The organism is Pseudomonas sp. HP_01, assembly GCF_055284355.1.
Genome location: NZ_JBTOPV010000036.1, coordinates 25,106 through 32,629, shown reverse-complemented (window position 1 = coordinate 32,629; position 7,524 = coordinate 25,106). Strand labels below are relative to the sequence as shown.

General features: G+C 59.9%; 5 protein-coding genes. 3 read left to right on the top strand and 2 right to left on the bottom strand.

The window, feature by feature from the left end; translation table 11 throughout:
- Positions 1-260: 260 nt before the first annotated feature.
- Together ACYAR8_RS18915 and ACYAR8_RS18910 are read left to right on the top strand one after the other, a co-directional pair.
- On the top strand, positions 261-818 hold the full coding sequence (locus ACYAR8_RS18915; RefSeq protein ID WP_463580735.1) for a peptidylprolyl isomerase: 558 nt from the start codon (positions 261-263) through the stop codon (positions 816-818).
- A 188-nt stretch (positions 819-1,006) separates the two neighbouring features.
- A complete protein-coding gene (locus ACYAR8_RS18910; RefSeq protein ID WP_463580734.1) occupies positions 1,007-2,839 on the top strand; it encodes an ABC transporter ATP-binding protein in 1,833 nt (610 codons plus the stop codon).
- A 293-nt stretch (positions 2,840-3,132) separates the two neighbouring features.
- Here the strand turns inward: ACYAR8_RS18910 and ACYAR8_RS18905 are convergent, their stop codons facing one another.
- Positions 3,133-4,260: a GNAT family N-acetyltransferase gene (locus tag ACYAR8_RS18905; RefSeq protein WP_074891676.1), complete on the bottom strand. Its 1,128-nt coding sequence runs from the start codon at positions 4,258-4,260 to the stop codon at positions 3,133-3,135.
- Positions 4,261-4,540: 280 nt separating this feature from the next.
- On the opposite strand from ACYAR8_RS18905, the gene ACYAR8_RS18900 reads away from it, so the two are divergent.
- A complete protein-coding gene (locus ACYAR8_RS18900) occupies positions 4,541-5,860 on the top strand; it encodes a putative porin (protein WP_463580733.1) in 1,320 nt (439 codons plus the stop codon).
- Between the two features lie 337 nt (positions 5,861-6,197).
- Here ACYAR8_RS18900 and ACYAR8_RS18895 read toward each other — a convergent pair whose 3' ends face one another.
- Entirely contained in the window at positions 6,198-7,319 is a 1,122-nt protein-coding gene (locus ACYAR8_RS18895) for a beta-ketoacyl-ACP synthase III (protein WP_108120570.1), read from the bottom strand.
- Between the last annotated feature and the right edge of the window lie 205 nt (positions 7,320-7,524).

Below are 7,524 nucleotides of genomic sequence, written 5' to 3'. Positions count from 1 at the left end.
GCGAATCCACCGCATTACCCTGTAGGACTGGCTTTAGCCGGGAAAGCGTCGGGCATCACACCGCAAATTTGATGGTGCTCCATCCGGCCTCTTCCCGGCTGAAGCCGGTCCTACAAGAACAATGCGTGCAATCACTGGGATGGCGGAAGCCGGTCCCAGTAAAACGAGGAACGCCACGCCCCCACTGTCCAAATTCCCGCAAACGTGCTTCCCTTACGTCCTGTTTTTTCGCAGTCGACATCAATTTCAGGACTCTGCCCATGCTGAAGAAAATCGCCCTCTCCGCCGCTGCCGTGTTGTTCGCCGGTCATTTGATGGCCGCTCCGGCGCCTCACGTTGTGCTGAACACCAGCTTCGGCGATGTGGAAATCGAGCTGAACCAGGACAAGGCGCCCGTCAGCACCCAGAACTTCCTCAAGTACGTCGACAGCAACTTCTACAACAACACCATTTTCCACCGCGTCATCCCGGGCTTTATGGCTCAGGGCGGCGGCTTCACCGCGCAGATGCAACAGAAGCCCACCAACGACCCGATCAAGAACGAAGCCGATAACGGCCTGCACAACGTGCGCGGCACTGTCGCCATGGCACGGACCGCGGACGTGAATTCGGCCACCAGCCAGTTCTTCATCAACGTGAAGGACAACGCGATGCTCGACCACGGCGCCCGTGACTACGGCTACGCGGTGTTCGGCAAAGTCGTCAAGGGCATGGACGTCGTTGACCAGATCGTCAATGCGCAGGCCGGCAACAAGGGCGGAATGCAGAACGTGCCGCTTGACCCGATCCTGATCAAGACGGCCAAGCGCGTGAACTAAGCTTGCCGCAAGCCTAAAAGCCGGGCGCCTGCCCGGCTTTTGCATTTTAAGGACCGGGCCCCTTGATTCAGCGTGAGCAATCGCGTTTCCATGTGGTCTGATCGGATGACTATCCCGAGCTGCTCTCAAGCCGCTGTATCCAATCCCCATCCAAAGGAGAGCCCGCTCAAGCGTGGGCGTCATTGCCAATGCTCTATCGCCGTTTCGAACAGCTGATCGATATATTCCGCGAAGCCCCCACCGCCGCCCCGCCCAACACCGTCGCCTCGTTCTATCTGTATTACCTGCGTCAGGTGTGGCCCAGCTTTGCCGCGCTGCTGGTGGTCGGACTGATCGGCGCGCTGATCGAAGTCTCGCTGTTCAGCTACCTGAGCCGCATCATCGACCTTGCCCAGGGCACGCCCAACCCGAATTTCTTCCGCGAACATGCGTTCGAGCTGACGTGGATGGTCGTCGTCGCGCTGGTGCTGCGGCCTATCTTTGTTGCCCTGCATGACCTGCTGGTGCATCAGACCATCAGCCCCGGCATGACCAGCATGATCAACTGGCAGAACCACAGTTACGTGCTCAAGCAGAGCCTGAATTTCTTCCAGAACGACTTCGCCGGGCGCATCGCCCAACGCATCGTCCAGACCGGCAACGCGCTGCGCGACTCGGCGGTGCAGTCGGTGGACGCGTTGTGGCACGTGCTGATCTATTCGATCAGCGCGCTGGTGCTGTTTGCCGAGGCTGACTGGCGCCTGATGATTCCGCTGCTGAGCTGGATCATCGCGTTCATTCTGGCGCTGTGGTACTTCGTGCCGCGGGTGAAGGCTCGGTCGGTCATTTCTTCAGACGCGCGTTCGAAACTGATGGGCCGCATCGTCGATGGCTACACCAACATCGCGACGCTCAAGTTGTTCGCCCACACCAATTCGGAGCAGCAGTACGCCCGCGAAGCGATCAGCGAACAGACCGAGAAAACCCAGCTGGCAGGCCGCGTGATCACCGAAATGGACACCGTGATCACCACGCTCAACGGCATTCTGATTGTCACCACCACGGGCCTGGCCTTGTGGTTGTGGACCCAGTCTTTGATTTCCGTGGGCGCGATTGCGCTGGCGACCGGTCTGGCGATTCGGATCGTCAACATGTCCGGCTGGATCATGTGGGTGGTCAACGGCATTTTCGAAAACATCGGCATGGTTCAGGACGGTCTGCAGAGCATCGCGCAGCCAGTGGGCATTACCGATCGGGACGCGGCGCCGAAGCTGGCCGTCAGCCGTGGCGAAGTGAAATTCCAGGACCTCAATTTCCAGTACGGCAAGGGCAAGGGCGTGATTCATGGCCTGAATCTCGACATAAAACCGGGCGAGAAAATCGGTTTGATCGGGCCGTCGGGCGCCGGTAAATCGACCCTGGTGAATCTGCTGCTGCGTCTGTATGACGTACAGGGCGGGCGAATCCTGATCGACGATCAGGACATTTCCCACGTCGCTCAGGAAAGCCTGCGCTCACACATTGGCATGATCACCCAGGACACGTCGCTGTTGCACCGCTCGATCCGCGACAACCTGCTTTATGGCAAACCCGATGCGACCGACGCTGAATTGTGGGAAGCCATGCGCAAGGCCCGCGCCGACGAGTTCATTCCGCTGCTAACGGATTCCGAAGGCCGCACCGGGCTGGACGCACATGTTGGCGAGCGCGGCGTGAAGCTGTCCGGCGGTCAGCGTCAGCGCATCGCCATCACCCGCGTGCTGCTCAAGGACGCGCCGATCCTGATCATGGACGAAGCAACCTCAGCGCTGGACTCGGAAGTGGAAGCGGCGATTCAGGAGAGCCTGGAAACCCTGATGCAGGGCAAGACGGTGATCGCGATCGCTCACCGGCTGTCGACCATCGCGCGGATGGATCGCCTTATCGTGCTGGAAAACGGCGTGATCGCTGAAAGCGGAACCCATGCCGAGCTGCTGGCCCACAAAGGGTTGTACGCGCGGTTGTGGGCGCATCAGACCGGCGGGTTTGTAGGAGTCGATTGATCAAGACACCGCGCGAACCGTAGGAGCTGGCTTGCTGGCGAACCCGATCTGTCATTCGCCACTGAGGTGGCTGAACAATCGCCTTCGCCAGCATTTCCTGAACGGTCGCCGCATGTATAAACCACACAAATCCTTGTAGGAGCGCGCTTGCCCGCGAACGCAGTGTGTCAGCCACCGGGTATTCAGCTGACCCACCGCAATCGCGGGCAAGCGCGCTCCTACAGTTGATCCCGGTCAAAACCTCGCACCTGTGTTGGATTCAGATCGGTAGGTGGATTCGCCGCCCGCTGAATCTACTCGGCTTGCCGATACGGCAACGCCCCGCGCGCTTCTTCGGCGTAGGCCAGAATCCCCGCCCGTTCCTGGGTCAGAAAATCCGCTACCGCTTCTCGCAATCCCGGGTGCGCCAGGTAGTGCCACGAGTGGGTGATGACCGGCTCGAAGCCGCGTATCAACTTGTGCTCCCCTTGGGCGCCGGCGTCGAAGCGCTTGAAGCCGTGGGCGATCGCGTAATCCATGCCCTGATAGAAACAGGTCTCGAAGTGCAGCCGGTCGAACTCGGCCAGGCAGCCCCAGTAGCGGCCGTAAAAGCTGTCGCCGCCGATCAGGCTGAACGCCATGGCCACCGGGCGTGAGCCCTGTCGCGCCAGCACCACGCGAATCGCCTCGGGCATGCGCTCGGCGACCAGGCTGAAGAACTCCCGCGTGAGGTAGGGCGTTTGCCCGCGCACTTCATAGGTATTGGAATAGCAGGCGTAGACGAAATCCCAATGCGCCTCGCTCAGCTCGTGCCCTTCGAGCCAGTCGAAATCAAAGCCCTGCCCTGCCACTTGCTCGCGCTCTTTACGCATCTGCTTGCGCTTGCGTGAGCTCAAGGCGTCGAGGAAATCCTGAAAATCCCGATAGCCGCGGTTCTGCCAGTGGTACTGACAGCCGATGCGCTGCAGCCAGCCGGGTTGTTCGGCAAGCAAGGCGTCGGCAACCGGGTCGGTGAAGTTGACGTGAACGCTGGACAGCTCCTCGCCCTGGGCATAGCCCGGCAGGCAGGCGAGCAGTTCGCGGCCATCTTCGGGCGTCTTCGCCAACAAGCGCGGCCCGCTCACCGGGCTGAACGGCACGGCCACCAGCAGCTTGGGGTAATAGGCCAGACCGGCACGACGGCAGGCGTCCGCCCAGGCGTGATCGAAGACGTATTCGCCGTAGGAGTGCCACTTGCGGTACGCCGGCAGAGCAGCGATGAGTCGCTCACCCTCGTAGTGCAGCAAGTGCTCGGCGCGCCAGCCGGAACGCGGCCCGAGGCTGCCGCTGTCTTCCAGCGAACTGAGAAAGCCATGGCGCAGAAAGGGCGAGTCGCCAGGTATCAGGGCGTCCCACTGTTCAGGTGCAAGGTCCGACAACTTATCCAAACGGTGTAACGACATCTCGCCACTCCAGGTCACGCCAACGTGTTGCGAAGTATCACCTATTCATAAGTGCTGCACATGAATTTACGCACGCCGCCGCTCTAGCCCGCAGGTCCAACGAAATTTTCACATGTCATCGACATGACATCACTTCGCCGCTCTTTCGTCATAAACGCTGGCAATACTGGCGCCTGTTTTTAGAGCCATAGGTTCTAAGGATTCGGACTTTTCCCCGCCCGCCTTTGGTCGGTTGATCCCCGGATGATTCGGTCATCCCTTCTCGATTACGGAGATTGATATGCGTCTTGCTTACACGAAAACTGCGGCAGCCCTGTGTGGTGGTGTGCTGCTGGCCATGAGCGTTCCGGCCAGTGCCGCAGTCGACGCAAAACTGCTCGACATGCTCAAGGCCAACGGCTCGATTTCACCTGCCCAATACGCCGAACTGCAAACCGAGCTGACCAAAGACCAGCTGGCTCAGCAACAGGCCCAGAAAGCCACGTCCGACCAGATCGCCGCCGCTACCACTGCCAAGTCCTCCGAATTGTCTGCCTTCGAACAGAAAGTGGCCTGGGCAGCAAAGACTCAATTCAAAGGCGACGTTCGCGTTCGGCAGGAGACGGTCAAGATCGACGACCAGAACAACAGCCAGGACAAAAACCGTCAGCGTATCCGTGTGCGTCTCGGCGCCTACAGCGAGATCAACCCGCAGGTCAGCACCGGTATCCGCATCGCCACCGGTGGCGATAACAAGGCCAACTCGACCAACGTTGACCAGAACGACTACTTCACCAAGAAAGACCTGTGGCTGGATCAAGGCTTCATCGACTACCACCCGACTGCCATCCAGAACCTGCACGTCATCGCCGGCAAGATGGCTCAGCCATGGGTCAGCGAAGGCGACGTGATCTGGGACAACGACATCAACCCTGAAGGTCTGGCTGCCACTTACAGCCTGCCGATCAACAAGGGCTTCGAGCTGTTCGGCAGCGCCGGTACTTACACCCTCAAGGACAACATCAGCGGTGAAGGGACGCAGTTCAAGAACGACTTGCGCCTGAACGCGGCTCAGTTGGGCACGCGGATCGCCATCACTGACAACGTGAAGATGACGGTCGGCGGTTCGGTCTACAACTACGAAAACTCCAACGACTGTAATCCGGCCGCTGCCAGCACCAGCACCACGTTCTGTGGCTTGAGCATCAACGGCAACAACACCACCGACTTCCGCCTGTATGAAGGCTTCGGTCAACTGGACCTGACCGGCTTTGTCGTACCGGTCGGCCTGTACGGTCAGTACGTGGTCAACAGCGCCACCAACAGCGACGAAGACACGGCCTGGCTGGCGGGTGTGAAAACCAAGGTGTTCGGGTTCGGTCTGGACTACAACTACCGCGATACGCAGCGCAACGCTGTGGTGGGTGCTTTCACCGACTCCGATTTCGCCAACGGCACCACCGGTTCGCGCGGTCACAAGCTGAGCGTTTCCTACGACATCGACAAGAACTTCGCGGTCGGCGCGACGTACTTCCTGACCAAAGCGGACTTCGCGACCTCTGCGCTGCCACGTGATCAGGATGCCAACACGCTGCAACTGGACGTGCTGGCGAAGTTCTAAGAAAGCGAGCTGCAAGCTGGAAGCGACACGTTAAAAGCTAAAAGCCTCAAGCGGCGTGCTGCTGCCGTTTGAGCTGCTAAAAAACTCAAGCCCGCCGTTGCCCTGTCGGATCCCCCTCATCCGTTCCGACAGAGCAGCGCCGGGCTTTTTTGTTGCGATTCCATACGCCGAACTCTGTAGGAGCGTGGCTTGTCCCGCGATCGGCTGCGCAGCAGTCGTTAAACCTCGGCACGCCATTCTTGCTGACACACCGCATTCATGGTGTTGCTGCCGCTGCGCGCCAGATCGCGGGACAAGCCACGCTCCTACGTCATCAACCGCGGTCATTCCGCGAGCGTTATTTCTTGCGCAAGATCACGCTACCGATGGAATACCCGGCGCCGAACGAGCTGAGCACACCCAGCGCGCCGCTTGGCAGGTCGTCCTGGTACTCATGAAACGCGATCACCGAACCTGCGGAGCTGGTGTTGGCGTAGCGGTCGAGGATCACCGGGGCTTCTTCGACCGATGCGTCACGGCCCAGCAGTTTTTTCACGATCAGGTGGTTCATGCTCAGGTTGGCCTGATGCAGCCAGAACCGTTGCACGTCGCCGATATTCAGCTGGTTCTCGTCCAGGTGTGCAGCCACCAGTTCGGCGACCATCGGGCAGACGTCGCGGAACACCTTGCGGCCTTCCTGCACGAACAGCTTGTCCGACTTGCCTTCGCCCTCTTCCGCCGTGCGATTGAGGAAACCGAAGTTGTTGCGGATGTTATTGGAGAACGTGGTCAGCAGCTTGGTGCCGACGATATCGAACTGGTGCGGTGAGGTTGCCAGGTCAGCACGTTCCACCACCACCGCCGTGGCCGCATCACCGAAGATGAAGTGGCTGTCACGGTCGCGGAAGTTAAGGTGAGCGGTACAGATCTCCGGGCTGATGACCAACAGCGCGCGGGCCTGCCCCAGCTTGACGCTGTTGCACGCCGTCTGAATGCCGAACGTGGCCGATGAGCACGCCACGTTCATGTCAAAGCCGAAGCCCTGAACGCCCAGTGCCGCCTGGATTTCGATGGAAATCGCCGGGTACGCGCGTTGCAGGTTGGAGCAGGCGACGATCACACCGTCGATGTCGGCCGCGGTCTTGCCGGCACGCTGCAGGGCCTGTTTGGCGGCAGCAACGCCCATCTCGCAGAGGATCGACCACTCGTCATTGGAGCGCTCGGGCAGGCGAGGCTTCATGCGCTGGGGGTCGAGAATGCCGTCCTTGTCCATCACGTAACGGCTTTTGATGCCGCTGGCTTTTTCGATGAACGCCGCGTTGGATTCCGTCAGTGCCTGAACCTCTCCCGCTTCGATCGCGGCGGCATTTTCGGCGTTGAACTGGGCAACGTAGGTGTTGAAAGACTGCACCAGCTCATCGTTGGAAATACTGTTGGCGGGGGTGAAAAGCCCGGTGCCACTGATCACGACTTCGTACACGGTCGTTCCTCTCGAGATAAAAGCAGCTCATTGACGGCAGCAGCTGAACAGCCAGCACAAGCAAGGGCGTTAGCGATCTGGAACGAAGGTCCCAATGCAACGATGCAGCAACCCGCTTGGCGGACGACGGATATTTATGACGCTGTGAAGTTTAGCCGCGAAGTTTGCCATAACGGCCGCCATTTCGCGCTATCGGGTGACACGA